Source organism: Amycolatopsis sp. cg5, assembly GCF_041346955.1.
Lineage (GTDB): Bacteria > Actinomycetota > Actinomycetes > Mycobacteriales > Pseudonocardiaceae > Amycolatopsis.
In genome coordinates this window covers 7089556-7113808 of record NZ_CP166849.1, presented here as the reverse complement: position 1 = coordinate 7113808, position 24253 = coordinate 7089556, and the positions used below count along the sequence as shown (strand labels likewise).

The 24253-nt window shown below is 67.8% G+C and carries 25 protein-coding genes, 1 pseudogene and 1 riboswitch; of the genes and pseudogenes, 21 read left to right on the top strand and 5 right to left on the bottom strand.

Going from position 1 to position 24253, the window contains the following annotated elements; translation table 11 throughout:
- The first annotated feature begins 21 nt into the window (after positions 1-21).
- The 7 genes and pseudogenes from AB5J62_RS31860 to AB5J62_RS31830 all read left to right on the top strand — a co-directional run bounded on the left by AB5J62_RS31860 (position 22) and on the right by AB5J62_RS31830 (position 5643).
- The gene (locus tag AB5J62_RS31860) at positions 22-633 is read left to right on the top strand and encodes a DUF177 domain-containing protein (protein WP_370943691.1); all 612 of its coding nucleotides are present in this window, start codon (positions 22-24) and stop codon (positions 631-633) included.
- Positions 634-708: 75 nt separating this feature from the next.
- Positions 709-891 (top strand): 50S ribosomal protein L32, encoded by a 183-nt coding sequence (gene rpmF, locus AB5J62_RS31855; RefSeq protein WP_091289156.1) that lies wholly within the window; start codon positions 709-711, stop codon positions 889-891.
- 13 nt (positions 892-904) lie between these two features.
- Complete coding sequence (rnc, locus tag AB5J62_RS31850; protein WP_370943689.1) at positions 905-1660, top strand: ribonuclease III; 756 nt, start codon at positions 905-907, stop codon at positions 1658-1660.
- A 239-nt stretch (positions 1661-1899) separates the two neighbouring features.
- Positions 1900-2616, top strand: a pseudogene (locus AB5J62_RS31845) (chondroitinase-B domain-containing protein); the annotation flags it as partial.
- 15 nt (positions 2617-2631) lie between these two features.
- The gene (gene mutM / locus AB5J62_RS31840) at positions 2632-3489 is read left to right on the top strand and encodes a bifunctional DNA-formamidopyrimidine glycosylase/DNA-(apurinic or apyrimidinic site) lyase (RefSeq protein ID WP_370943688.1); all 858 of its coding nucleotides are present in this window, start codon (positions 2632-2634) and stop codon (positions 3487-3489) included.
- A 583-nt stretch (positions 3490-4072) separates the two neighbouring features.
- The gene (locus AB5J62_RS31835) at positions 4073-4396 is read left to right on the top strand and encodes a PadR family transcriptional regulator (RefSeq protein ID WP_091289152.1); all 324 of its coding nucleotides are present in this window, start codon (positions 4073-4075) and stop codon (positions 4394-4396) included.
- Positions 4393-5643 carry a DUF1700 domain-containing protein gene (locus AB5J62_RS31830; RefSeq protein ID WP_370943687.1) on the top strand — a complete coding sequence of 417 codons (1251 nt, stop codon included), beginning with the start codon at positions 4393-4395 and terminating at the stop codon, positions 5641-5643. Before AB5J62_RS31835 ends, AB5J62_RS31830 begins: the two co-directional genes overlap by 4 nt.
- Before the next feature lie 44 nt (positions 5644-5687).
- Here the strand turns inward: AB5J62_RS31830 and AB5J62_RS31825 are convergent, their stop codons facing one another.
- The 3 genes from AB5J62_RS31825 to AB5J62_RS31815 form a co-directional block, all read right to left on the bottom strand.
- Complete coding sequence (locus tag AB5J62_RS31825; RefSeq protein WP_370943686.1) at positions 5688-6140, bottom strand: hypothetical protein; 453 nt, start codon at positions 6138-6140, stop codon at positions 5688-5690.
- Between the two features lie 301 nt (positions 6141-6441).
- Entirely contained in the window at positions 6442-6957 is a 516-nt protein-coding gene (locus tag AB5J62_RS31820; RefSeq protein WP_370943685.1) for a general stress protein, read from the bottom strand.
- A gap of 90 nt (positions 6958-7047) precedes the next feature.
- The gene (locus AB5J62_RS31815) at positions 7048-7863 is read right to left on the bottom strand and encodes an amidohydrolase family protein (RefSeq protein ID WP_370943684.1); all 816 of its coding nucleotides are present in this window, start codon (positions 7861-7863) and stop codon (positions 7048-7050) included.
- A 157-nt stretch (positions 7864-8020) separates the two neighbouring features.
- Here AB5J62_RS31815 and AB5J62_RS31810 point away from each other — a divergent pair, with 157 nt between their 5' ends.
- From AB5J62_RS31810 to AB5J62_RS31795, 4 genes are read left to right on the top strand one after another with little or no spacing between them, the layout of a single operon-like run.
- On the top strand, positions 8021-9367 hold the full coding sequence (locus tag AB5J62_RS31810) for a glutamine synthetase family protein (RefSeq protein ID WP_370950395.1): 1347 nt from the start codon (positions 8021-8023) through the stop codon (positions 9365-9367).
- Entirely contained in the window at positions 9348-10061 is a 714-nt protein-coding gene (locus tag AB5J62_RS31805; RefSeq protein ID WP_370943683.1) for a gamma-glutamyl-gamma-aminobutyrate hydrolase family protein, read from the top strand. The genes AB5J62_RS31810 and AB5J62_RS31805 overlap by 20 nt, the downstream gene beginning before the upstream one ends.
- Positions 10058-11422 carry an aldehyde dehydrogenase gene (locus AB5J62_RS31800; protein ID WP_370943682.1) on the top strand — a complete coding sequence of 455 codons (1365 nt, stop codon included), beginning with the start codon at positions 10058-10060 and terminating at the stop codon, positions 11420-11422. Before AB5J62_RS31805 ends, AB5J62_RS31800 begins: the two co-directional genes overlap by 4 nt.
- A 5-nt stretch (positions 11423-11427) precedes the next feature.
- Entirely contained in the window at positions 11428-12198 is a 771-nt protein-coding gene (locus AB5J62_RS31795) for a 3-oxoacyl-ACP reductase (RefSeq protein ID WP_370943680.1), read from the top strand.
- 6 nt (positions 12199-12204) lie between these two features.
- Here the strand turns inward: AB5J62_RS31795 and AB5J62_RS31790 are convergent, their stop codons facing one another.
- Complete coding sequence (locus AB5J62_RS31790) at positions 12205-12387, bottom strand: hypothetical protein (protein WP_370943679.1); 183 nt, start codon at positions 12385-12387, stop codon at positions 12205-12207.
- 72 nt (positions 12388-12459) lie between these two features.
- Between AB5J62_RS31790 and AB5J62_RS31785 the strand changes: the two genes are divergently transcribed.
- Both AB5J62_RS31785 and AB5J62_RS31780 read left to right on the top strand, forming a co-directional pair.
- Positions 12460-13731, top strand: coding sequence for a helix-turn-helix domain-containing protein (locus AB5J62_RS31785; protein ID WP_370943678.1), 1272 nt, complete (start codon positions 12460-12462; stop codon positions 13729-13731).
- Between the two features lie 100 nt (positions 13732-13831).
- Positions 13832-14203, top strand: a complete 372-nt coding sequence (locus AB5J62_RS31780; protein ID WP_370943677.1) for a hypothetical protein — start codon at positions 13832-13834, stop codon at positions 14201-14203.
- Positions 14204-14253: 50 nt separating this feature from the next.
- Here AB5J62_RS31780 and AB5J62_RS31775 read toward each other — a convergent pair whose 3' ends face one another.
- The gene (locus AB5J62_RS31775) at positions 14254-14643 is read right to left on the bottom strand and encodes a hypothetical protein (RefSeq protein WP_370943676.1); all 390 of its coding nucleotides are present in this window, start codon (positions 14641-14643) and stop codon (positions 14254-14256) included.
- Positions 14644-14866: 223 nt separating this feature from the next.
- Here AB5J62_RS31775 and AB5J62_RS31770 point away from each other — a divergent pair, with 223 nt between their 5' ends.
- From AB5J62_RS31770 to lipA, 8 genes are all read left to right on the top strand, one after another.
- Complete coding sequence (locus AB5J62_RS31770; protein ID WP_370943675.1) at positions 14867-15178, top strand: putative ATP-grasp-modified RiPP; 312 nt, start codon at positions 14867-14869, stop codon at positions 15176-15178.
- Between the two features lie 3 nt (positions 15179-15181).
- Positions 15182-16141, top strand: a complete 960-nt coding sequence (locus AB5J62_RS31765) for an MvdC/MvdD family ATP grasp protein (RefSeq protein ID WP_370943674.1) — start codon at positions 15182-15184, stop codon at positions 16139-16141.
- Positions 16138-17316, top strand: a complete 1179-nt coding sequence (locus AB5J62_RS31760; protein WP_370943673.1) for a methyltransferase domain-containing protein — start codon at positions 16138-16140, stop codon at positions 17314-17316. The genes AB5J62_RS31765 and AB5J62_RS31760 overlap by 4 nt, the downstream gene beginning before the upstream one ends.
- Positions 17317-17522: 206 nt before the next feature.
- Positions 17523-17626, top strand: a riboswitch (glycine riboswitch).
- A complete protein-coding gene (gene gcvP / locus AB5J62_RS31755; RefSeq protein WP_370943672.1) occupies positions 17610-20489 on the top strand; it encodes an aminomethyl-transferring glycine dehydrogenase in 2880 nt (959 codons plus the stop codon). (Overlaps the previous riboswitch by 17 nt.)
- Entirely contained in the window at positions 20489-21589 is a 1101-nt protein-coding gene (gene gcvT / locus AB5J62_RS31750) for a glycine cleavage system aminomethyltransferase GcvT (protein WP_370943671.1), read from the top strand. Before gcvP ends, gcvT begins: the two co-directional genes overlap by 1 nt.
- Before the next feature lie 14 nt (positions 21590-21603).
- The gene (gene gcvH, locus AB5J62_RS31745; RefSeq protein WP_370943670.1) at positions 21604-21981 is read left to right on the top strand and encodes a glycine cleavage system protein GcvH; all 378 of its coding nucleotides are present in this window, start codon (positions 21604-21606) and stop codon (positions 21979-21981) included.
- A 4-nt stretch (positions 21982-21985) separates the two neighbouring features.
- Positions 21986-23257: a serine hydroxymethyltransferase gene (gene glyA, locus AB5J62_RS31740; protein ID WP_370943669.1), complete on the top strand. Its 1272-nt coding sequence runs from the start codon at positions 21986-21988 to the stop codon at positions 23255-23257.
- Positions 23254-24252, top strand: a complete 999-nt coding sequence (gene lipA, locus AB5J62_RS31735) for a lipoyl synthase (protein ID WP_370943668.1) — start codon at positions 23254-23256, stop codon at positions 24250-24252. The genes glyA and lipA overlap by 4 nt, the downstream gene beginning before the upstream one ends.
- Position 24253: the final 1 nt, after the last annotated feature.

The window sequence follows — 24253 nt, the reverse complement described above, 5'->3', positions numbered from 1 at the left end:
CTCGCGTAAACTAGAACCCTCATGCCTGAAGACAAGCTCCCGCCCACGCGCCCCGCGCGCGTCGATCTGCGCAGCCCGTGGGTCATCGACACCCGTGAACTCGCCCGCCACGCCGGGCTGAGCCGTCCTGTCCAGCGCAAGGTCCCGCTCGAGGAGACCTTGGGCGTCAAGGACGTCATCGTCGTGCCCGCCGGCACCGAGATCGACCTCGACCTGCTGCTCGAATCCGTGGTCGAGGGCGTGCTGGTCACCGGCACCGCCTCGGTCACCGCGACCGGCAGCTGCTCACGCTGCCTCGACCCGATCACCGAGGACGTCGAGGTCGAGCTCACCGAACTGTTCGCCTATCCGGGCTCCACGACCGAGGAGACCACGGAAGAGGACGAGATCTATCGCCTGGTCGACGACCGCATCGAGCTCGAGCCGCTGGTGTGCGACGCGCTCGTGCTGGCGCTGCCGCTGGTGCCCCTGTGCGAGGAAAACTGCCAGGGCCTCTGCTCCGGGTGCGGTGTCAAGTGGGCCGATCTCGAGCCCGGACACGGGCATGAGAAGATAGACCCTCGGTGGGCCGCACTTGTCGAGCGCTTCGACGGTGACTCCGAAGGTGACCAGGCCCCCGGCAAGCAAGCCTGACGGGCGTCCAGCTCGGTCCGGAGAAGCAAAGTTCGCTCGCGAGGTGCGGGCAGACCGTCTTAAGGAGATCTACTCGTGGCCGTCCCCAAGCGGAAGATGTCGCGATCGAACACGCGCTCGCGCCGCAGCCAGTGGAAGGCTGCTCCGGTTCAGCTGGTGCCTTGCTCCAACCGCGCCTGCAAGCAGCCGAAGCTGCAGCACATCGCTTGCCCGGCGTGCGGTCAGCACAACGGTCGCCAGGTCGTCGAGCCCGCCTGAGGCTGAGTCGATCATGGGGGGAAAACCGCCGGTCCTCAAGCCGGCCTCGGATCCCGCTCCGTTGCTCGAAGCCCTCGACATCACCTTTGATGCCGAGTTGCTCGGTTTGGCGTTGACCCACCGTTCTTATGCCTATGAGAACGGTGGGCTTCCGCCGAACGAGCGCCTCGAGTTCCTGGGTGACGCCGTACTGGGCCTGGTCGTGACCGACCATCTCTACAACACCCATCCCGACCTGCCGGAGGGCCAGCTCGCGAAGCTGCGCGCCAGCGTCGTGAACATGCATGCCCTCGCGGGCGTCGCACGCGGCCTCGGTGAAGGCGGCCTGGGTGCGCATCTCCTGCTCGGCAAGGGCGAAGAGCTCACCGGTGGCCGGGACAAGGCGAGCATCCTCGCCGACGGTCTCGAAGCCGTCATCGGCGCCGCGTACCTGCAGCACGGCATCGACATCGCCCGCAAGCTGGTGCACCACCTGTTCGACGGCCTGCTGGCCGAGGCCCCGCTGCGTGGCGCCGGCCTCGACTGGAAGACCAGCCTGCAGGAGCTCACCGCGCAGGCCGGTCTCGGCGTGCCCGAGTACAAGGTCGACGACACCGGTCCCGATCACCGCAAGGAGTTCACCGCCACCGTGTTCGTCGCGGGGCGTGAGTACGGCCGCGGTGAGGGCACGACCAAGAAGGAAGCGGAGCAGAAGGCCGCCGAGACGGCTTGGCGCACGCTTCACGCCGAGGTCGAAGAGCAGAAGAAAGCCGAAGAAGAGACCAGTTGACCGTACGGTACGTGAATCAGTACCGTACGGGCAGCCGCCGCCGTCCTGTGTCCTTCCTTCCTCAAAGATGAGGTTCAACGGCGATGCGCAAGTGGTCTTTTCTTTCCGTCCTTTGTGGACTCCTGGTCACGGTTTCGGTCCTGGTGTCCGTTCCCGCTTCGGCGGATCAGGTCGTCACCTCGCTCAGTGCCTTACAGTCCGCTTTGGACAAAGCCGATCCCGGTGACCGGATCCTGCTGGCCGATGGCAGCTATCCCACCACCGCGCCGCTGACGATCAAGTCCTCCGACAACACCGTCCGCTACAACACGATCCGCGACAGCCGCGGCTTCATCGTGCTGCGCCACGGCGACCGCAGCGTCGTCGAGGGCAACATGCTCTTCGGCAACTCCGGCATCCGCTTCCACGGCAACGACCACAAGATCATCAACAACTACGTCGACGTCACGACCGACCGCGGCATCGTCTTCGGCACCGGCACCGAGGCCGACAGCGGCCCCGACAGCGACAAACAGGACCGCCCCGACCGGGTCGTCGTCGCCTACAACACGGTGCTCGGTCAGAAGGACATCATCCGCGGCGACGGCGGCGCCTTCCTGCCCAAGGACTGCGTGTTCGCCGACAACATCCTGGTCGGCACGTCCGGCAACCTCGTCACCATGCCCACCGGTTCGGTGGTGAAGTACGAAGGCAACATCACCTGGGGCGCCAAGCCCGGCATCCCCGACGGCTACAAGTCGGTGAACCCGAAGCTGGCCAAGGACGCCAACGGCCTGTGGCGCCTGTCGTCCGGCAGCCCGGCGATCGACGCCGGCGTCGGCAGCCACCCGTACGCGGCAACGGATTTCGACCTCCAGGCCCGGGTCGGCCAGTACGACATCGGCGCCGACGAGTTCCTCCCCGGCGGCGCCCGCAAGGCATTGACGACGGCCGACGTCGGCCCGCTGGCCCCCTAGCCCGATAATCGGGGAGTGCCCGAACTTCCAGAGGTCGAGGTGGTCCGCGCCGGTCTCGAAGCCCACGTGACCGGCCGGACCATCAGCAAGGTCGAAGTGCTCCACGCCCGCGCCATCCGGCGCCACGTGCAGGGAGCCGAGGACTTCACCGGCAGGCTGGCAGGCGTCCGCATCGACGCCGCCCGCAGGCGCGGCAAGTACCTCTGGCTGGAGCTGTCCGACGAGCAGGCCATGCTCGCCCACCTCGGCATGAGCGGCCAGATGCTCGTCCAAGAGGAGGGCACGCCCGACGAGAAGCACCTCCGCGTCCGGGTGCGCTTCGCCGACGACGGGCCCGAGTTGCGCTTCGTCGACCAGCGGACATTCGGGGGACTGGCACTCGCGGACCTCGTCGAGGTCGACGGAACCCTGTTGCCCAGCACGATTTCCCACATCGCGCGCGACCCGATGGACCCGGCCTTCAGCCTCGACGCGGCGGTTCGCGCTCTGCGTTCGCGGCGGACCGAGGTCAAGCGCGCCCTGCTCGACCAGACTCTGGTCTCGGGCGTCGGCAACATCTACGCCGACGAGGCGCTGTGGCGCTCGAAGCTGCACTGGGCCAGGGCGACCGACAAGCTCACCGGCCCCAAGACGCGCGTGCTGCTCGAAGCCGCCACCGAGGTGATGAACGAGGCGCTCGCGCAGGGCGGAACCTCGTTCGATGCCTTGTACGTCAACGTGAACGGCCAGTCCGGCTACTTCGACCGCTCACTCGACGCCTACGGCCAAGAAGGCCTGCCGTGCCGCCGCTGCGGCACCGCGATCCGCCGCGACCCGTTCATGAACCGGTCGTCGTTCTCCTGCCCCCGCTGCCAGCCCCGCCCCAGGGCTTAAGGGAGTCGTGCGTGTTCCCGACGGTTTGAGGGGAAGGGTAAATATGGCGTGCTCCGGCCGGGCTGACGAGGTCACGTCGCGAGGCTCGGACGCACGGCATTTCGCGGCTGAGCGAGGGGTTCCCCTGTCGTGAGTGTTTAGACCGGTTAGAACCGGCCGTACCACTCACGACCCCCACGACGACCCCGGCAAGCCGTGAGCGAGTGGATCCTCTGCTGCGTTAGATGCAGCAAAGGTTCCACTCGCCCGCCACGTTTGCCCTTCCGACCAATAGAACCGTTGGCAGCACTCACGACCCCCGTGTCCAGGGAACCCTGGTGTCGCTAGTGGACAGTCGGTGGGACGCCGAGGGAACGTCAAGCGCGGCGCATGGGTCGGGTGGTCGAGTCAGGGCCTCCCTCACTCGGTTGCAGGTGGTCAGGGCCTCCCTCGCCCGACATTTCGGGTGAGGGAGGCCCTGACTCGCCGGGTCCGGGTGAGGGAGGCCCTCACCCAAAACCGGCGACTCGTGGGCCTTTGGCGTAGTGGTGTGCGCGGTACTGTGCATTGCATGGTACCGTCTGAAGCGTAGGACGGAGGACAGGTGGAGATCAGTCAGCTACTCAAGGGTGTCCTCGACCTCGCGGTGCTCGCGGTGCTTCGCGAGGAAGACGGTTATGGCTACGACGTGCTCCGCCGGCTGCGGGTCGGCGGTCTGGAGGAAGTGGGCGACGCGTCCGTGTACGGAACGCTGAGACGGCTCTACAAGGCCGGTCTGCTCACGTCGTATGTCGTGCCGAGCGAGGAGGGGCCGCACCGGAAGTACTACAGCTTGAACGAACCAGGCCGGCTGAAACTGACCGAGTCGGCCAAGACGTGGGAGAGCTTCGCGTCGACGATGAACAGCCTGTTGGGAGCGGCAGCATGAGCACGCAGAATTCGACCGCGGTGCGGGTCTACCTGGCGCGGGTGCGTACCGCGCTGGCCGATCTGCCCTCCGCCGAAGTCGAAGAGATCCTCGAGGACGTCCGGCCGCATCTGCTCGAGATCGAGGCCGAACTGGGTGACGGCGCGCGGGTCGAGCAGATGATCGAGCGGCTCGGGACGCCGGAGAACTACGCCGCCGAACTGCGTGCCGCGGGGGACTATCCGCCCGCCGCGTCCACCGAGCCGCCGAAGACCGTGGTGATCAAGGAGCAGGCGAAGCGGATCGTGCCCCGGCTCGCGTTGTGGGGGCTCGTCGTCGCGTCGGTCGGGCTGGGGCTGGTCGGGATCACGGTCGCGAACAACCTCCGGCCGGAGGCGCTGGTTTCGCTGGTGATCATCCTGCCCGTGCTCGGGTTCGGCGTCTGGTACCTGACGAGAAAGGGCGGCGCGGGGATCGCCGAGCTGCCTGAGGTGCGCGCGCTGCGCGAAGGGCTTAAGAAGCAGGATCCGGAAGGCTTGCCCCGGGTATTGAACTACTTCAGGGGACTGTCGCCCGCTTGGTGGCTCGTGTGCGCGGCCGCGCTGATCCTGTTCGGCCTGATGCTGGTGCGCCGGGGCAGTGACGGGGTCGCCGCGCTGCCGGTGCTGGTGGTCGCCGCGGTGGCGATCGTCTGGGGCGGACGGCGGGTGGCCGCCGACAAGCGCTGGCTGTGGCTGACGCTGCCGGTCTCGCTGTTCGTGCTCGGCGGGGCGTTCGGGTTCGTCGGGTATGTCTTCGACTCCGTCGACCACCGGTACCAGAGCTACAACACGTACCCGGCCAGCAGCCGGAACTCGGACGGATCCGACAACCTGTACTACGGCAACCAGTCGATCGAGAACGTCTACGCCTTCGACGCGGAAGGCAAGCCGCTCACCGAGATCTACCTCTACGACGAGGACGGCAGGCCGATCACGTTGTCGCGCAAGGGGTGCGACAAGTCGGCGAACTACCCGATGAAGATCGGCGCCGACAACCGGTTCCCGCGCCCGAAGATCGAGCAGGGCATCACCGACAACGACGGCAACTTCAACGGCTACAACGCCTACAAGAACGCCTGCCGCGAGGTGTACGGCGTGCCGTTCTCGGTCGCGATCCCGAAGGCGCCCGCGACCACCAGCGCGACGCCGGCACCGAGCGCGACACCGGCGCCGAGCCCTAGCTCCAGCGCGAGTCCGACGCCGGCGAGCCCGACGCCGACCAAGTGAGCCCGCCGGGCGGGTGAGCGTCGGGGCTCACCCGCCCGGTTTTCTCAGCAGTTGAGGAAGACGGCCTCGAACGCGGCCTCGACCTTCTTCTCGTCCTGGGAGATGGCCGCGGCGCGCAGGTTGTTCGCGGCTTCGTGGCACGCCTTGTTCGACGTGCTCGCGCCTTCCGCCTTCTTCTGCGCTTCCTCGGCCTTGTTGCGCAGGTCCTGCTCCTTGGCGAGGTCCGCCTTCGCCGCGTTCTCCCGCTGCGCCGAGGCGGTGAGGTCCTTCTTCGTGCTGTCCAGCTCCAGCGAGACGGACGACGCGTGGTCCTTTTCCTTGAAGTAGAGGACGCCGAACGCCGTCGCGCCGCCGAGCAGCAGCACGGCGATGACCGACAGCACGATCAGACCGGTGCGCTTCGGCTTCGGAGGCGTGGCCACCGGCGTGACCGGCTGCTCGTACACATAGCCTTGCGTCGCCGGGTACTCCGGAGCGTCAGGTGTCGGATTCGTCATGTTTTACCCCCAGATGTCGTATTGCCCTAAGCATCGTCGAGCGGGGTGATCCGTTACGGCGCGAGTCGTGGATCACATGCGAAAACGAAAAGCCCCGCCAGGATCAGTCCTGGCGAGGCCCTCCGGGCAAGCCGGGCGACAGGTCGTGTTTCTCGGGTCTGGCACGCGATAGCCGCGCCCAGGTCGTCCCTGGCGGCACCGCGGCATCACCCGAGTACAACCCGGTACGAGGGCGATGCCGCGGCACCGCCAGGAACAACCTGGATCACGACTCTCACGCACCGGACCCGAGAAACACGACCTACAGTGCGGCGCGAGCCGCCATGTTCGCCAGCAGGTCTCGGCCCTTTTCCGCGCTGCGCGGCTGGGAAAGGACGTCATAGCGCTGAGCCACGAGCTGGCTCTGCGAGAAGTAGCCGCGCTTGTTCTTGTTGGCGGCGTACCCGAGCGCGCCGAACAGCAGGTTGAAGCCGACACCGGCGACCAGGCCGATGCCGATCGACACCAGGCCGACGCCGGGGTTGAGCAGGCTCAGCATCAGGCCGAGGAACAGGCCGAAGATGGCGCCGGACATCGCGGCGCTGCTGAGCACCTTGCTCATGGTCAGCTTGCCGGCGATGCGCTCGACCAGCAGCGGCTGCACCCCGACGATGGTCACGTCGGTGACCGGGAAGTCGGTGCTCGCGAGATGGTCGACGGCACGCTGGGCGGCCTCGTACGAGTCGTACGAAGCGATGGGCCACCCGGACGGCATCGCGGGAGCCTGCGCGTTGGCCTGCGGCTGCGTGAAACCTGTCTGCGTGAATGCGGAAGTCATTTCATCTCACCTCTCTTGCCCTGTCCAACGCGGGACCGGTCCGGTTTGTGCCTGAACGCAGAGATCCACAGGGTTCTCTCAGCTAACCGGCTAACCGACGCGGAAGATCCGCTGCGCGTTGCCGCCGAGGTACAGCTCGGACGCCTCCACGTCGAGGTTGAGGTCGGCGAGGTTCTTGAGGCAGCGTGCCGGGCTGAGCATCGGGTAGTTGCTGCCGAACAGCACCCGGGTGCGGCCGTGGCCGCGCATGTAGTCGACCAGCTCGGCCGGCAGCCGGTGCACCGCGTAGGCCGAGGTGTCGATGTGGAAGTTCGGGAACTTCATCGCCAGCGAAAGGACTTCGGACATCCACGGGTACCCGACGTGCCCACCGACGACCACGAGCTCGGGGAAGTCGAGCAGCACCCGTTCGAGGTACGGGATCGGGCGGCCAGGCTCGGACGGCAGCAGCGGGCCGGTGTGCCCGATCTGCGTGCAGAACGGGATCTCCTGCTCGACGCAGGCGACGTAGACGGGGTAGTAGCGCCGGTCGTCCGGCGGCAGGTTCCACAGCCACGGCACGACGCGGACCGCGACGAAGCCCAGGTTGCGCACGCAGCGGCGGATTTCCCGGACCGCGCCCATCGGGTCGGTCAGGTCGACGGTCGCGACGCCGGCGAACCGGTCGGGATGGGCCTCGACCAGCCTGGCCACCTCGTCGTTGGAGATGAGCGCGCCGGACGGCCCGTGCCACGCCGAGAGCAGGCCGAAGCCGACGTGCGCCTCGTCCATCGCGGCCAGTGTCGCGGCGACCTGGGGGACCTCGCGCGGCCTGCCGGTCCAGCGCAGGATCGACTCCAGCCATGGCGCGGCCATGAACCGCTCGTTCGGGTGCTGCATCCACACGTCGACGATGCCCGCGGTCACAGCGACGACCCTAGACTCTGCCCGGCGGCGGCGCATCCAAAAGGTCTGAACGGAGACCATTGAACTGTTGACCCTGGCCAGGGCCGTCAGGTAGGAAGAACCGGCAAAGGATCTGATTCGATCCTTTAGAAGGAGGGCTCGGATGGCTGGCAAGGGCATGCTCAGCTTGGACCGGCTGCGTGAGCTGGTCGGCGACGGGACGGTCGACACCGTGCTCATCGCGATCACCGACATGCAGGGGAGGCTCCAGGGCAAACGCTGCTCCGCCGAGTACTTCCTCAACGAGGTCGTCTCGCACGCCACCGAGGCCTGCAACTACCTGCTGGCCGTCGACGTCGACATGAACACCGTCGGCGGCTACGCGATGTCGTCGTGGGAGACCGGCTACGGCGACTTCGTCCTGCGCCCCGACTTCGGCACGCTGCGCCTGGTGCCGTGGCAGGAGGGCACCGCGATGGTGCTCGCCGACCTCGAATGGGTGCAGGGCGGCGACGTGCCCGCCTCGCCGCGCCAGATCCTGCGCAAGCAGCTCGACCGGCTCGCCGAGCGCGGGCTCGGCGCGTTCGTCGGCACCGAGCTGGAGTTCATCGTCTTCGACGACACCTACGAATCCGCGTGGGACAAGCGTTATCAGGACCTGCGACCGTCCAATCAGTACAACGTGGACTACTCGATGCTCGGCACCGCCCGGATTGAGCCGCTGCTGCGCCGCATCCGCAACGAGATGACCGGCGCCGGGCTGTACGTCGAGTCCGCCAAGGGTGAGTGCAACCCCGGCCAGCACGAGATCGCCTTCCGCTACACCGACGCGCTCGCCACCTGCGACAACCACGGGATCTACAAGAACGGCGCCAAGGAGATCGCCGCGCAGGAGGGCAAGGCGCTCACCTTCATGGCGAAGTACAACGAGCGCGAGGGCAACTCGTGCCACATCCACATCAGCCTGCGCTCGACCGAGGGCGAGGCCGTGCTCGCCGGCGACGGGCCGGGCGGGTTCTCCAAGCTGATGGAGCACTTCCTCGCCGGTCAGCTCGCCGGGCTGCGCGAGCTGACCTACTTCCTCGCGCCGAACATCAACTCCTACAAGCGTTTCGTGCCGGGCAGCTTCGCGCCGACCGCGGTCGCCTGGGGCACCGACAACCGCACCTGCGCGCTGCGCGTGGTCGGGCACGGCGAGTCGCTGCGCACCGAGAACCGGGTGCCTGGCGGGGACGTCAACCCGTATCTCGCGGTCGCCGCGCTGATCGCGTCCGGGCTGCACGGCATCGAGAACGAGCTGCCGCTGGAGCCGGAGTTCACCGGCAACGCCTACGCCTCCGACAAGCCGACCGTGCCGTCGACGTTGCGTGAGGCGGCGGCGCTGTTCGGCGAGAGCCAGCTGGCCAGGACCGCTTTCGGCGACGACGTGGTCGACCACTACCTCAACGCCGCGCGCGTCGAACTCGCCGCTTTCGACGCGGCCGTCACCGATTGGGAGCGGATCCGTGGCTTCGAACGGCTCTAAGCCGCTGATCGGGCTCACCACCTATATAGAGCCCGCGCGTTTCCTGGTCTGGGAGACCGAAGCGGCGCTGCTGCACCGGGTGTACGTGGACTGCGTGGTCGCGGCCGGTGGAGTGCCCGTGCTGCTGCCGCCGGTCAGCGACGAGTACGAGTCGCTCGTGTCCGCTGTGGACGGTCTGGTGCTCGTCGGCGGCGCTGACGTCGAGCCGTCGCGCTACGACCAGGAGCCGCACGCGACGACCTACACCCGGCCGAACCGCGACGCGTTCGAGTTCGGTCTGCTTTCCGAAGCCTTGAAACAGCGGCTCCCGGTCCTCGGAGTGTGCCGTGGCCTGCAGGTTCTCAGTGTCGCGCTCGGCGGGACGCTGACCCAGCACATCCCGGACGCGTCCGGCAGCACCGAGCACCAGCCCGCGCCCGCGACCTTCGGCGACAGCAAGATCAAGCTGAAGGAAGGCAGCCGCGCGGCGGCCATCCTGGGCGCCGACACCAAGGTCCACTGCTACCACCATCAGGCGATCGACCGGCTCGGCGAGGGCCTCGTGCCCGTCGGCTGGGCCGAAGATGGCACGGTCGAGGCGGCCGAGCTGCCCGGCGAGGACTTCGTGCTGGGTGTGCAGTGGCATCCGGAACAGAACATCGACGACGTAAGGCTTTTCGAGGCTCTCGTGGCCGCGGCGAAGGAGAAAGCATGACCACGTTCGACGTGATCAACCCAGCCACCGAAGAGGTGGTGCGGTCGGTCGCGCTGACCACGCTCGAAGAGACCGACGCGGCCATCGCCCGCGCGCAGGCCGCGTACCCGGCGTGGAAGGCCGTTTCGCCCGGCGATCGCGCTCGGCTGCTGCGCCGGTTCGCCGACGCCGTCGACGCCGACATCGAGAACCTGGCTCAGCTGGAAGTCACCAACTCCGGCCACACCATCGGCAACGCGCGCTGGGAAGCGGGCAACGTCCGCGACGTGCTGAACTACTACTCGGCCGCGCCGGAACGCTTGAACGGCAAGCAGATCCCGGTGCCGGGCGGGGTCAACATCACGTTCCAGGAACCGCTGGGCGTGGTCGGCGTGATCGTGCCGTGGAACTTCCCGATGCCGATCGCGGGCTGGGGTTTCGCGCCCGCGCTGGCCGCGGGCAACACCGTGGTGCTCAAGCCGGCGGAGGTCACGCCGCTGACCGCGCTCCGGCTCGCCGAGCTGGCCAGCGAGGCCGGTATCCCCGAGGACGTCTTCCAGGTGCTGCCCGGCAAGGGATCCGTTGTGGGGCAACGCTTCGTGGACCATCCCGCGGTACGCAAGGTGGTGTTCACCGGCTCGACCGAGGTCGGCAAGCAGATCATGGCCGGCTGCGCCGCGCAGGTGAAGCGCGTGACGCTGGAGCTGGGCGGCAAGAACGCCAACATCATCTTCGCCGATTCCGACCTGGAGAAGGCCGCCGCGACCGCGCCGTACGGGGTGTTCGACAACGCCGGTCAGGACTGCTGCGCGCGCTCGCTGATCCTGGTGCAGGCGAGCGTGTACGACCGCTTCATGGAGCTGCTCGAACCCGCCGTGCACGGCGTCGTCGTCGGCGATCCCGGCTCGGAGAAGACCGAGATGGGCCCGCTGATTTCGGCCGCGCACAAGGCGAAAGTGTCTTCGTACATTGGTGCGGACGCGCCGGTCGCGTTCCGCGGCAGCGCGCCGGAAGGCCCCGGCTACTGGTTCCCGCCGACCGTGGTCACGCCTGGCAACCTCCAGGACCCGCTGGCCGCGGACGAGATCTTCGGCCCGGTCGTCGCGGTCGTCCCGTTCGGCGACGAGACCGACGCGGTGACCATGGCCAACCACACCGAATACGGCCTGTCCGGGTCGATCTGGACCCGCGACGTCGGCCGGGCGCTGCGCGTGGCGCGCGGCGTCGAGTCGGGCAACCTGTCGGTCAACTCGCACTCTTCGGTGCGCTACTGGACCCCGTTCGGCGGCTTCAAGCAGTCCGGGCTCGGTCGCGAGCTCGGCCCGGACGCCGTCGACGCCTTCACCGAGACCAAGAACGTATTCCTGAGCACGGAGGACTGAGAACAATGGTGCAGCGTTTCGAAGGCCGGGTCGCGGTGATCACCGGCGGCGGCAGCGGGATCGGGCTCGCGTCCGCGCGCAGGCTCGCTTCCGAGGGCGCGAAGGTCGTCATCGCGGACGTGTCCGCCGACGCGGGCAAGGCGGCGGCCGACGAGGTCGGCGGCCTGTTCGTGCAGGTGGACGTGACCGACGAGGAGCAGGTCAAGGCCCTGTTCCAGACCACGGTCGACACCTACGGCTCGGTCGACGTCGCGTTCAACAACGCCGGCATCTCCCCGCCCGACGACGACTCGATCCTCACGACGGGCATCGAGGCGTGGCAGCGGGTCCAGCAGGTCAACCTGACCTCGGTGTACCTCTGCTGCAAGTACGTCCTGCCGCACATGCTGGAGCAGGGCAAGGGCTCGATCATCAACACGGCCTCGTTCGTCGCGGTGATGGGCGCGGCCACGTCGCAGATCTCGTACAGCGCGTCCAAGGGCGGCGTGCTCGCGATGAGCCGCGAGCTGGGCGTCGAGTTCGCGCGCAAGGGCGTCCGCGTCAACGCGCTGTGCCCGGGACCGGTGAACACCCCGCTGCTGCGGGAGCTTTTCGCGAAGGACCCGGAGCGCGCGGCCCGTCGCCTGGTGCACGTCCCGCTCGGCCGGTTCGCCGAGCCGTCGGAGATCGCGGCGGCCGTCGCGTTCCTCGCCAGCGACGACGCGTCGTTCATCACCGCGTCGCAGTTCCTGGTCGACGGCGGCATCGCGGGCGCGTACGTCACGCCCATCGACTGACCGAGCTCATTGGAGGCGCGGGGGAGCGAGGTTCCCGGCGTGGCGCAGCGCGTTGAGGCGCTTGCGGTCGGCCGTGAGCTTGTTCTCCCGCGCCTTCAATGACCAGGCCGCGATCTGCGCGGTGATGAGCGAGCCCGCGGCGAACCCGATGGTGCCGACGAGCAGCAGTAGTGGCGTGGTAATCGTCATGGGACCAGATTCGGTGCCGCTTCAGCGTGTTGGCCCTGCCGAAAGCTAGCGGTTTTCGTTAGTTTCCTGAATATGACCCAGTGGCAGGCGGCGCGCTGGGCCGAAACGGTGCGCGCCGGGCTCAAGGCGCGCGGCCTTTCCCTCGACGAGGCCGCGCGGCAGATCGGCGTGCCGACGTCCACCCTGCGCAGCTGGATCGAGCACCGCCACGCGCCCAAGGTGACGATTTTCGACCACTGGGCCGCGTTGGCGCGAGTCACCGGCCTCGGCGAGGCCGAGCTGTTGCAGGCCGCGGGTGTGCTGCCCGACTCGCTGACGTCGAGCATCCACCTCGCGCAGGCGACGAAGTCCTTGCGCGACGGCATCGAAGAAGCCGGAAGGTTCTTGCGCCGCGCGGATTCCCTGGTGTCTTCGTCGTCGATGAGCCAGGTGATCAACGAGCTGTCGGCGTCGCGCATCGACTGGGAACTCCGCATGCGCACGGCGAACCGCGGCGAGGACGTCCCGCTCACGTTGCACCATTACGTCGGCGTGGTCCCGCCGCCCGATCTCCCGCTGTCCGACGAGGAGGCGCGCGACCTGATCGAGCGCGACGTGCTCGGTCACCTCTGGCGCCCGCTCGGGCTGTATTGGCGACGCCTGATGGTCCACGACTGGGCGGACCCGCCGCGCCTGATCATCCAAGTGGCGGAACAGGAATCGACGCATCCGCCGTCGACCTCCCTGCCGGTGGTCGACGCGCCGCCGATGATCGTCTTCGCCCCGGTCTGGGGCTACGGCTACCTGATGGGCTCGCTGATCGCGGACGCGCTCGGCTTCGGCAACGTGGATTTCCGGTATTTCGGCATGCCCGATTCGCTGGAGGAGCGCCTGGAATGGGTCGGCCGCGAGCTGGCCGACGTCTCGCCACGTTTCGTGAAAGCCGTGCCACCGACCATGTTCCGCCAAGGACTGCGCGTGACGACCGAGGGCTACCTGCCGATCTGCGTGACTTATGGCCCGCGCATGCGCGAGCACGCGGTGCGCGTCTACCGGGACGTCCTGCTGCCGGATTCGGATGTCGCCATCCGGGAGAACGACTCGCTGCGCGAGCAGATCGTGGCGGGTCTGCCGTCCCGCATCGACGTCCGCATCGACGACGCGGACGTGGTCGACGGCGGCACGGTGAATCGCCACAAGATCAACGACACGGTCGCGTGGCTGTCCGAGCAGATCGTCGAGCACCTGCTGCTCGCGTCGGGCCTGCCGCCGGTGCCGATGGGCGGGCCGTTGCGTCAGCTCGTGCTGCCGTCCGGCCGGGTGCAACGGCCACCCACGCTGGCCAGCACCGTGTCCTTCGGCTGAGATCACTCGTCCCGGTGGCTGGGATTGTGGCATGGGTCACCTGGCGGTAGATCTTGGTCTGCGGCGGCCGCCCCGGCCCCGATGACCAGGAGGTTTCGCGGTGACCCGTCAGATGAGCTCGGCGACCCAAGAGTGCATCGACATGTGCAACCAGTGCCATGAGATGTGCGAGCAGCTGATGTCGAGCTGCATGGAAATGGGCATGGCCCGGATGGGCATGATGATGGTCTCGTGCGCCGACATGTCCCGCATGTGCGCCGACATGATGATGCGCTGCTCGTCCATGAAGGCCGACCTCGAGATGATGCGCATGTGCGCCAAGATGTGCGGCCTCGCCGCGCAGATGATGCGCCTGTGCGCCGACGAGTGCATGAAGACCGACGACCCCGAGATGCACGAGGCCGCGTCGATGATGATGCGCTGCGCCGACCTCTGCGGCACCATCACGGCCGAAATGATGATGGACGCCTGACGGCCTCGTGAGTGTTCCGGCCGGTTCTAACCGGCCGGAACACTCACGACCTACCAGAGCGTCGCCGGGCCCGCGAGGACCCAGCCGTCGTCGGTGTGGACGACACGGAAACTCAGCGCGACTTCGAGGGTCCGCGCGTGGTAGCCGATCTCGACGTAGGCGCCGTGGTCGCCGTTCCAGACGAACTTCGCGAGCGCGAGTTCGCGGAGCCAGGACAGGTCCTTCTCCCAATCGTCGTAGTCGACGCCGCCGTCCTCCCCGTCAACGACCCCGTCCGCGTAGACCGAGCCTTCCCAGAGCTTGCTGACCACGTGGCGGACCGAGCTCCAATAGACGAACTGTTCGGCCTCGGTGAACTTCTCAGCCTGGAGAAGCTCGAAGTAGTGGCGGATGGCCGCTTCGACGTCGGTGGCGGTGGGGAGCTCTGTCCAGATCTTCACCACCGAGACGGTAGGACGCGCGCGACGCCGCCGGGTCGGGAGTTTTACCGGGGTGCACGACTCCTACGGGTGGATAGAAGTGTCGCCACTAGCGTGGCTAGTGGCAACACTTTGTATCCGGGTGAATCGAATGGCAAATGGGCGAATTGCTTGACGGGACGTTGACACGACCTTTCATATCGCACCGAATGAAATGTCAGGCGCGACCGAACCGGGAGTTCTCATGACCTCATTCATCGATGGCGAGCCCTTGTCCGCAGATCTCGGTCGTGCCGGTGACCGTGCGAACGGTCCGTGCAGCTCGGCGCCTTCCTTTGCGACGACACCGATCGTCCTTCGTGTTCGGCACAGCGCCCCCGGTCCCGAAAGGCCGAGGTACGTATACGACGGCGAACGGCAGATCGCCACCGATCTTCTCGGGCGGCCTCTAGCTCCGACGCTGGCGAAAGATTGGACCTCGTACGAGAGCACGCATACTGACGGCGATGGCGGCGACAATGAGACCTGGGGCTGGGAAGAGCAGCAGAAGAAGTAGACAATGACCGTACTCATACTGGCGCGCGACTTCGATCCGACGGCTGATGCTGTGGTGCAGGCACTCGCCGAACGCGATATTCCAGTGTTTCGTACCGATCTCCAGGACTTCCCTCGCAAGCTGCGCATGCATGCGGAACTGTGCGACGGAAGCTGGTCGGGCAGCCTCTGGAACCAGCATCATGAGGTGGACTTGGCCGAGGTGCGGGCCATCTGGAGCCGAAACCCGGCTACTTATGTGTTCCCGGAGACGATGACACGAGCGGAACAGGATCTGGCCTTCCGGGAAGCGAAGCTTGGTCTTGGCGGGGTTCTCGCGTCGCTCGATGTGCTCTGGGCCAATCATCCGAACCGGTGCGCGGACGCCATCTACAAGCCATACCAGTGGACCGTGGCGGTGGCGTGCGGGCTTGACGTGGCGGCCACGGCGATCACCAGCGATCCAGCCTCCGCCGAACGGTTCGCGAGGCGTCGGCCTGGTCACACGATCACGAAGGCGCTTGGCCCGACCGGTACAGCCGACGGTGACATGGTCAAGGTCTCGTTCACCCGGCGGTTGACCGAACACGATGTCGCGGATCTGCGCGGGGTCGCTGTCACGGCCACGACCTTGCAGGAGTTCGTGCCCAAGGCGTTCGAGGTGCGGCTGACGGTGATCGGGGACAGCTGGTTTCCGATCGCGATCCATGCGGCGAACGAGCGGGCGCACACGGACTGGCGGTCCGATCCATCCGCGCTGACCTATCGGTTCGTGCCGATTCCCGAATCCGTTGTCGCCGGGGTCGCCGAGTACATGAGGCATATGTGCCTGGCCTATGCGGGATTCGACTTCGTGGTCACGCTCGCTGGAAAGTGGGTGATGCTCGAAGCCAACACCGGCCCGCAGTTCGGCTGGCTTCAGGCGGAGACCGGTGCTCAAATGGTCGCCGCGATGGCGGACATGCTCGGGAAGGGCAAACCATGACTAGCGTCGACGACTGGCGTGGCCGCGCGGAGGAACTCCGCGCCGAGCTGGTCTCGGCAGGCAAGCTTGCCTCGTTCGAATGGCAGGCCGCGGTGACGGCGGTTCCGCGCCACAAGTTCGTCCCGGAGTTCTTCCAGCGTGGCGCCGGCGGATGGGAACTGGTGTCGGCGCGCGACCCGGGCACCCGCGATCGCTGGCTCAAGGCCGTGTACGCGAACACCTCCTTGGTCACCCGAATCGGTGAGGTTCCCGATGGTGGTCGCGATCGGACCGGTCCGACGTCTTCGGCGTCCGCGCCGGGGCTCATGACCCGCATGCTCGAAGCCCTCGATTTGCGTGCCGGTGACCGAGTACTGGAGATCGGTACCGGCACCGGCTACAACGCCGCGCTGCTCAGCCATCGGCTGGGCGATGACAACGTCTACTCGGTCGACATCGATCCCGATCTCGTCGACGGCGCGGCCGCGAATCTGCGTGCTCTCGGCTACCGGCCCACCCTCGCGGTCGCAGACGGGGCGGACGGTTTTCCTGGCCACGGGCCTTACGAGCGGATCATCGCCACCTGTGCTGTGCCGCGCGTGCCGTGGTCGTGGGCGGAGCAGACCGTCGTGGGCGGGCTGGTGCTGGTCGACGTCAAGGTGCATGCCGTCGTGGGCAATCTGGTCTTGCTTCGGCGGTATGCCGACCGCCTCGAAGGACGCTTCGATCCAGGCAACGCGACCTTTATGCAGATTCGATCGCAGGCGTTTCACCTTGAGCTGCCGGGGCCGCCGGTGCGCGATCGGCAGACCGCCCGGCAGCGGACTACGAGCGTCTCTGCCGAGCGCCTCTGGGAAAACGCGCCGCTGTGGTTCCTGCTCCATTTGATCGAGCCTGGGCGGGTGGAATTCGGCTTCGCCGCTGATCCACAAGGCGGTATCGGTCCCGAGTTCTACACCGGACGGGACGGTTCGTGGTGTGAGGTGACCAGCGCGGACGGCGGAGCGCGTGAAGTCTGGGAAGGCGGGCCTCGAAGTCTCTGGTCGTCCATCGAAGCCGCTGTGAAGAGCTGGACAGAACTCGGTATGCCTGGTTGGGATCGATTCGGCCTCACCGTCCGGTCCGCCGAGGAGCAGGTCGTCTGGCTCGATCAGCCGACCAGCCCGCATCGCTGGACGCTGGTCCGGTCTCGATGAAGGCCATGACCTCGGCGGGTTCGTCAGGTCGGGTTGTGGTCTTGGCTGCACTCAGGTAGACGGCTCCGGCCCAGCCCAGGTACGGTGCGGGCGAGTCAACTGCATATCGGGCCGTTCGAGCAGGAGCGGGAGAGTCCCACGAGGTCGGTGGGACACCGAAGGAGCAAACTCCCCGGAATCTCTCAGGTAACCACTACCGCTCCCCGCGAGGCCACTCTGGAAAGCAGGCGTGACCTACGACGCCTCACCCAAGGTGAAAGCCGCTCTCAGCAGCGGTGAAACTCTCAGGTGCCATGACAGAGGGGGAGTTCCCAGCGCACGGGTCTATCCGTCGCCAGAACCGAGGAGCTCCCCTGACCAGTACGACTTTCGACGCCCGCCACATCGGCCCGTCCGAGCCGGAACAGGCCAAGATGCTCGCCGAGGTCGGCTACAACAGCCTCGACGCACTCGCGGAAGCGGCCGTCCCCACTGCCATTCGCATCACCAAGGACCTCGACCTGCCCGAGGCGGCGTCCGAGGAGGACGCGACCGCGGAGCTGCGTGCGCTGGCCGCCCGGAACCGCCCGATGACGCAGATGATCGGTCTCGGCTACTCCGACACCGTGACGCCGCCGGTGATCCGGCGCAACGTGCTCGAAAGTCCCGCCTGGTACACGGCGTACACGCCCTACCAGCCGGAAATCTCGCAGGGGCGGCTCGAAGCGCTGCTGAACTTCCAGACGATGGTCGCCGAGCTGACCGGCCTGACCACGGCGAACGCGTCGATGCTCGACGAGTCGACCGCCGTCGCCGAGGCCGTGTCGCTCATGCGCCGCGCCTCGAAGGCCAAGTCCAGCACGGTCGTCATCGACGCCGAGTGCCTGCCGCAGACCATCGCCGTCGTCAAGACGCGGGCCGAGGCCGTCGGCATCGAGGTCGAGGTCCGTGACCTGCTGACCGGGCTGCCCGACGAGTTCTTCGGCGTCGTCGTCCAGTACCCCGGCGCGTCGGGTGTGCTGCGTGGCGCCGGTTTCTACACCGCGATCGCCGAGTCGGCGAAGGCCGCTGGCGCGCTGTACACCGTCGCCGCCGACCTGCTCGCGCTGACGCTGATCACCTCGCCGGGTGAGTTCGGCGCCGACATCGCCGCCGGTTCGACGCAGCGCTTCGGTGTCCCGCTCGGCTACGGCGGCCCGCACGCCGGGTTCCTCGCCGTGCGCGCCGGGCTTGAGCGTTCGCTGCCGGGCCGTCTGGTCGGCGTGTCCGTCGACGCCGACGGCAACCCCGCCTACCGGCTCGCGCTGCAGACCCGTGAGCAGCACATCCGCCGTGAGAAGGCGACCTCCAACATCTGCACCGCGCAGGTGCTCCCGGCCGTGCTGGCCGGCATGTACGCCGTCTACCACGGTCCCGACGGCCTCAAGCGCATCGCGACCCGCGTGCACGGTCACGCCGCCTCGCTCGCCAAGGCGCTCGGTGACGCGGTGGTGCACGAGGGCTTCTTCGACACGATCGTCGTGCGCGCGGACGCCGAGAAGGTGCACGGCAAGGCCCGTGAGCTGGGCATCAACCTCGGCCACGTCGACGCCGAGCACGTTCGCGTCGCCTGCGACGAGCTGACCACCGAGGCGATCGCCGCCAAGGTGCTGCGCGCGTTCGGCGTCGAGGCCGAGCTCGAAACCGCGACCGCGCTCCCGGCCGGGATCGTGCGCGAGAGCGAGTACCTGACCCACGAGGTCTTCCACTCGCACCGCTCCGAGACGGCCATGCTGCGCTACCTGCGCGGACTGTCCGATCAGGACTACGCGCTCGACCGCGGCATGATCCCGCTGGGCTCCTGCACGATGAAGCTCAACGCCACCACCGAGATGGAGCCGATCAGCTGGCGCGAGTTCGCGGGCATCCACCCGTTCGCGCCGGTCGAGGACGCCGAGGGCTACCACGTGCTCGTCGAGCAGCTCGCGGGCTGGCTCGCCGAGGTCACCGGGTACGACAAGGTCTCGCTGCAGCCGAACGCGGGCAGCCAGGGCGAGCTCGCCGGCCTGCTGGCCATCCGCGCCTACCACCGCGCCAACGGCCAGCCCGAGCGCGAGATCTGCCTGATCCCGTCGTCGGCGCACGGCACCAACGCCGCGTCCGCGGTGCTCGTCGGCATGCGCGTGGTCGTGGTCAAGTGCACCGACGAGGGCAACGTCGACCTCGACGACCTCAAGTCCAAAGTGGACCAGCACAAGGACACGCTGTCCGCGATCATGGTCACCTACCCGTCCACGCACGGTGTGTACGAGAACGACATCGCCGACCTCGCGAAGCTCGTGCACGACGCGGGCGGCCAGGTCTACGTGGACGGCGCGAACCTCAACGCGCTGCTCGGCCTCGCCAAGCCGGGTGAGTTCGGCGGCGACGTCTCGCACCTGAACCTGCACAAGACCTTCTGCATCCCGCACGGCGGTGGCGGCCCCGGCGTCGGCCCGGTCGCGGTGCGCGCGCACCTCGCGCCGTTCCTGCCGAACCACCCGCTGCACGGCGGCGCGGGCCCGGAGACCGGCGTCGGCCCGATCTCGGGCGCGCCGTACGGCTCGGCCTCGATCCTGCCGATCTCGTGGGCCTACGTCCGCATGATGGGCGCGCCCGGCCTGACCGCGGCCACCAAGGTCGCCGTGCTCGCCGCGAACTACGTCGCCGCGCGCCTCGGCCAGCACTACCCGGTGCTCTACACCGGGCAGGACGGCCTGGTCGCGCACGAGTGCATCCTCGATCTGCGCGGCATCACCAAGGAGACCGGCGTGACGGTCGACGACGTCGCCAAGCGCCTGATCGACTACGGCTTCCACGCCCCGACCATGTCGTTCCCGGTCGCGGGCACGCTGATGGTCGAGCCGACCGAGAGCGAGGACCTCGGCGAGATCGACCGCTTCTGCGACGCGATGATCGCCATCCGCCGCGAGATCGACGCGGTCGCGCAGGGCCGCTGGAGCCCGGACGAGAGCCCGCTCCGCAACGCCCCGCACACCGCCGAGACCCTGGTCGGCGAGTGGAACCTGCCGTACGACCGTGACCTCGCGGTCTACCCGGCCGGTGTCAGCCGCAAGCACAAGTACTGGCCGCCGGTGCGGCGCATCGACGGTGCGCGCGGTGACCGTAACCTTGTCTGCTCCTGCCCGCCCCTCAACGCTTACGAAGGCCAGTGATGACCAAGGAATCGCCTCTGTACGCGGTCCACAAAGGACTGGGTGCGCTGTTCACCGACTTCGCGGGCTGGTCGATGCCCGTCCGGTACTCCAGCGAGCTGGCCGAGCACAAGGCCGTCCGCGAGGCCGCCGGGCTGTTCGACCTCTCGCACATGGCCGAGATCGAGGTGACCGGCCCGCAGGCCGCGGACGTCCTCGACTACGCGCTGGTCGGCAACCTGTCCGGGGTCAAGCCGGGCAAGGCCCGCTACACGATGATCTGCAACGCAGACGGCGGCGTGCTCGACGACCTGGTCGTCTACCGCCTCGAAGACGAGAAGTTCCTGGTCGTGGCGAACGCGGGCAACGCCGACGTGGTCGCGGCCGCGCTGGCCGAGCGGGTCGCCGGGTTCGACGCGGTCGTCACGAACAAGTCCGAGGACGTCGCGCTGATCGCCGTCCAGGGACCCAAGGCCGTGGAGATCCTGCGCTCGGTCACCGACGCGGACCTGGACTCGCTGAAGTACTACGCGAGCTACCCGGCCGTCGTGAAGGGCCACGACGTGCTGCTCGCCCGCACCGGCTACACCGGCGAGGACGGCTTCGAGCTGTACGTCGCCGCGGCCGAGGCGCCCGCGGTCTGGGCGCTGCTGACCGAGGCAGGCGAGCCGCACGGGCTGCTCCCGGCGGGCCTCGCCTGCCGCGACACGCTGCGCCTGGAAGCCGGAATGCCGTTGTACGGCAACGAACTCAGTGTGGAATTGAGCCCGTTCGAGGCGGGTCTCGGCCGGGTGGTCAAGTTCGAGAAGCCGGCCGACTTCGTCGGCAAGGCCGCGCTCGAGGAGCTGTCCAAACTGGACGTCCCGCGCATTCGGGTGGGCCTGAAGGGCTCCGGGCGGCGCGCTCCGCGCCATGGGTACAAGATCGTGGACAATGGCTCCAACAATACCGAGATCGGGGAGATCACGAGCGGCGCGCTGTCGCCGACGCTGGGTTACCCGATCGCGATGGCCTATGTGGACCTCGCGTTCACCGAGCCGGGTACTCGGCTTTCCGTCGACATCCGCGGCAAGATCGAGACCGTCGAGGTCGTCGCACTGCCCTTCTACAAGCGCGCCTGAGAGGCTTCCCGAACATGAGCAGCATTCCCGAGAACCTGAAGTACACCAAGGAACACGAGTGGATCAGCATCGAGGGCGACGTCGCGACGGTCGGCATCACCGCCTTCGCCGCCGAGTCGCTCGGTGACATCGTGTTCGTCGAGCTTCCGAAGGCGGGCGAGACGATCACCGCGGGCGAGCCGTTCGGCGAGGTCGAGTCCACCAAGTCGGTCAGCGAGCTGTACGCGCCGGTCACCGGCGAGGTCGTCGCAGTGAACGAGGCCACTTCGGACAGCCCCGAGCTCATCAACGAGGACCCGTTCGACCAGGGTTGGCTGCTGAAGGTGCGTACCACCGACGTGCCCGAGCTGCTCGACGCCGCCGCGTACGCCGCGCTGACCCAGGAGGACTGACCCCATGACGCTGTTCAACGCCTCACTCGCCGAGGCCGACCCCGAGGTCGCCGCGGCGGTCAAGGCCGAGCTGACCCGTCAGCAGTCCACTTTGGAAATGATCGCGTCCGAGAACTTCACCCCGGTGAGCGTGCTCGAGGCGCAGGGCTCGGTGCTGACCAACAAGTACGCCGAGGGCTACCCCGGCCGCCGCTACTACGGCGGCTGCGAGCACGTCGACGTCGTCGAGCAGCTCGCCATCGACCGTGCGAAGGCGCTGTTCGGCGCCGAGCACGTCAACGTGCAGCCGCACTCGGGCGCGCAGGCCAACGCGGCCGCGATGTTCGCCGTGCTCAAGCCGGGCGACACCATCCTGGGTCTCGACCTCGCGCACGGCGGGCACCTGACGCACGGCATGAAAATCAACTTCTCCGGCAAGCTCTACAACGTCGTGGCCTACCACGTCGACAAAGAGACAGGCATCGTCGACCTGGCCGAGATCGAGCGCCTCGCGGTCGAGCACAAGCCGAAGCTGATCATCGCGGGCTGGTCCGCGTACCCGCGTCAGCTCGACTTCGCCGAGTTCCGCCGCATCGCGGACCTGGTCGAGGCCAAGCTCATGGTCGACATGGCGCACTTCGCCGGGCTCGTCGCGGCGGGGCTGCACCCCTCGCCGGTGCCGCACGCCGACATCGTCACCACGACCACGCACAAGACGCTCGGCGGCCCGCGCGGCGGCCTGATCTTCTGCAAGCAGGAGCTGGCGAAGAAGATCAACTCGGCGGTCTTCCCCGGTCAGCAGGGTGGCCCGCTGGAGCACGTGATCGCCGCCAAGGCCGTGGCGCTGAAGTTCGCCGCGACCGAGGACTTCCGCGAGCGTCAGACCCGCACGCTGGAGGGCTCGCGGATACTGGCCGAGCGTCTGTCGCGTTTGGACTGTGCCGACGCCGGTGTCCGCGTGCTGACCGGTGGCACCGATGTGCACCTGGTGCTGGTCGACCTGGTCAAGTCCACTCTGGACGGTCAGCAGGCCGAGGACCGGCTGCACTCGGTCGGCATCACCGTCAACCGCAACGCCGTCCCGTTCGACCCGCGCCCGCCGATGATCACCTCCGGCCTGCGGATCGGCACCCCGGCGCTGGCCACCCGCGGCTTCGAGGCCGAGGACTTCGCCGAGGTCGCGGACATCATCGCGGAGGCGCTGAAGCCGACGCTCGACGAGGCCACCCAGGCCGCGCTGCGCACGCGCGTCGAGCTGCTGGCCAAGAAGCACCCGCTGTACGCAGGGCTTTCGTGACCGCGCCCGACGGCAGGAAGCTGTTGCGGCTGGAAGTCCGCAACAGTGAGACGCCGATCGAGAAGAAGCCGCCGTGGATCAAGACCAAGGCACGGATGGGGCCCGAGTTCACCGAGCTCAAGGGCCTCGTCCGGCGCGAAGGTCTGCACACCGTCTGTGAAGAGGCTGGCTGCCCCAACATCTACGAGTGCTGGGAAGACCGTGAGGCCACCTTCCTGATCGGCGGCAGCCAGTGCACCCGCCGCTGTGACTTCTGCCAGATCGACACGGGCAAGCCCGACGAGCTGGACCGCACCGAGCCGCGCAAGGTCGCCGAGTCCGTCCAAGCGATGGGCCTGCGCTACTCGACGGTCACCGGTGTCGCCCGCGATGACCTTTCCGACGGCGGCGCGTGGCTGTACGCCGAGACCGTCCGCCAGATCCACGAGCTGAACCCGGGCACCGGCGTCGAGCTGCTGATCCCGGACTTCAACGCCGACCCCGACCAGCTGGCCGAGGTGTTCTCGTCCCGTCCTGAGGTGCTCGCGCACAACGTCGAGACGGTGCCGCGGATCTTCAAGCGCATCCGTCCCGGTTTCCGGTACGCGCGGTCGCTTTCGGTCATCACGGCCGCCCGTGAGGCCGGTCTGGTGACCAAGTCGAACCTGATCCTGGGTATGGGCGAGACCCCAGACGAGGTCGCCCCGGCCATGCAGGACCTGGTCGACGCGGGCTGCGAGATCCTCACGATCACCCAGTACCTGCGACCCTCCCCGCGCCACCACCCGGTCGACCGCTGGGTCAAGCCCGAGGAGTTCGTCGAGCACTCCAAGGCCGCCGAGGCCATGGGCTTCGCCGGCGTGATGGCCGGGCCATTGGTCCGTTCGTCGTACCGCGCGGGCCGGTTGTTCGCGCAGACTAAGCAGCATCGCGGTGAAGAGCTGCCGGAGAACCTGGCCCATCTGGCCGCCCAGGGACCGGCGGCCCAAGAAGCCAGCTCACTGCTGGCCAGATAGG